Raw genomic sequence first — 1,517 nt, 5'->3', positions numbered from 1 at the left:
ATAAGTTGGAGTCATTACCTCCATTGGCATGAGTAAATACCGAGTTGCGTATTTTTTACGGAAACCTTGTTGCGCTCTATAATTATGTTGATTGTTAATGACCAGGTACTGCTATGCATATTTTACCGCCGATTCGACCAGAGCAGAGTATTCAACTTTTGACGGCGTTGCTTGAACCGATTGCCGAAAAAGTCAAAGTGGTGCCACGTAAACGCATGACGTGGACGTATAAACATCAGCCTCAGCTGTATCTTTTCTTAGCCGGGGAACTCTCTATTTTACGTGCTTCTGACGGCTTATTGATTGTGACTGTCTATGATCCGCACCTGTTCGGGATTGCGGAAATGATCCAGCCGGTACGTGGGCATCTGCTGCGCGCAGAAACGGAATCAACCATACTGAGGGTGGATGCCAAAACGGCGATGGATACCTTTCGCCAGCATGGCGCAATGGAAGATGTCGTCTCTTTACTCTCGTACCATACGGCCTATCTTTTCTATCGCGATGCTTTAGTGGTGCAACAGAAAACCTACTCGGTTATCCGCAATCATTTACAGGAAATGAGCCAGCTGCCGGAAGAGACAAGAATGCGGGTTTCTATCCTGGATTACATCCAGGAGCGCACCCATTTATCGTGCAGTAGCGTGTTAAATGTACTGTCAGCGTTAAAAAATGGACACTATATTGAATTCAAACGGGGCGGCTATCTGACAGAATTAAATAAATTACCCGAGCATTTTTAACGCCTGACGTTTGTCCAAAATTAAATAATAAAACGATTATCAGCGGAGGTTTTATATCTTATTGTAAGCCCACTTTAATAGTATCCCTCTCATTTGTTTAATAACGGGTTGACAATAGGACTGTTATGAAGAAGACACTTATTACGCTAATTATCGCGAGTACCTTTACTGCCACTACCGCATTTGCTGCCGCAGATGCCGGGAGCTGGTACGCCGGTTCTAAATTTGGCTGGTCACATTATGGTGACACTAATTCCCACCATGATGCTGATTTCGACCGTGATAATGTCGGCGGTGGAATTTTTACCGGGTATCAAATTAATCCATGGCTGGCGGTTGAAGGTGGGTACGACTATTTAGGTAATATGGGCGCCAACGGGAATCATGGGGCATCTGGCTCACAGATGAAAAGTCAGGGGCTACAGGTTTCATTGAAGGCCAGCTACGGTCTGAGCAACGACTGGGATCTGTATGGACGTGCTGGAGTCATGGGGTATCGCGCCGAATCGGATATTAAAGGCCATAACGACTTTGATACCGGTATTCGCCCGGTACTGGCAGTCGGTACGGAATATGCCTTTAATGAAAACTGGGCTGGTCGCCTGGAATATCAGTGGGTTAGCAATGTAGGTAATGAGAACCAGATTGGCGTCAGCAGCGACATCAGTTCTGTGATGGCCGGTATCAGCTACCGCTTTGGCCAATAATCCAAAATATTGTAAATCGCCCCCTCATGATAAATGAGGGGGCTTTTTTGGTGATGCTGCCAACTTA

General features: G+C 45.9%; 2 protein-coding genes. Both read left to right on the top strand.

Going from position 1 to position 1,517, the window contains the following annotated elements; genetic code table 11:
• The first annotated feature begins 113 nt into the window (after positions 1-113).
• Positions 114-743, top strand: a complete 630-nt coding sequence (locus LZ634_RS22290) for a winged helix-turn-helix transcriptional regulator (RefSeq protein WP_234508912.1) — start codon at positions 114-116, stop codon at positions 741-743.
• A 125-nt stretch (positions 744-868) separates the two neighbouring features.
• On the top strand, positions 869-1,450 hold the full coding sequence (locus LZ634_RS22285; RefSeq protein WP_234508911.1) for an outer membrane beta-barrel protein: 582 nt from the start codon (positions 869-871) through the stop codon (positions 1,448-1,450).
• Positions 1,451-1,517: the final 67 nt, after the last annotated feature.

It is taken from the genome of Kluyvera intermedia, from assembly GCF_021440345.1.
GTDB classification, from domain to species: Bacteria; Pseudomonadota; Gammaproteobacteria; order Enterobacterales; family Enterobacteriaceae; genus Kluyvera; species Kluyvera intermedia_A.
Note: the sequence above shows the minus strand (reverse complement) of the source record. Positions and strands in the feature narration are given on the sequence as shown.

Excerpts from the sequence above, each read along its gene's own strand:
- LZ634_RS22290 (WP_234508912.1), top strand. The coding sequence starts at position 114 with ATGCATATTTTACCGCCGATTCGACCAGAGCAGAGTATTCAACTTTTG.
- LZ634_RS22285 (WP_234508911.1), top strand. The coding sequence starts at position 869 with ATGAAGAAGACACTTATTACGCTAATTATCGCGAGTACCTTTACTGCC.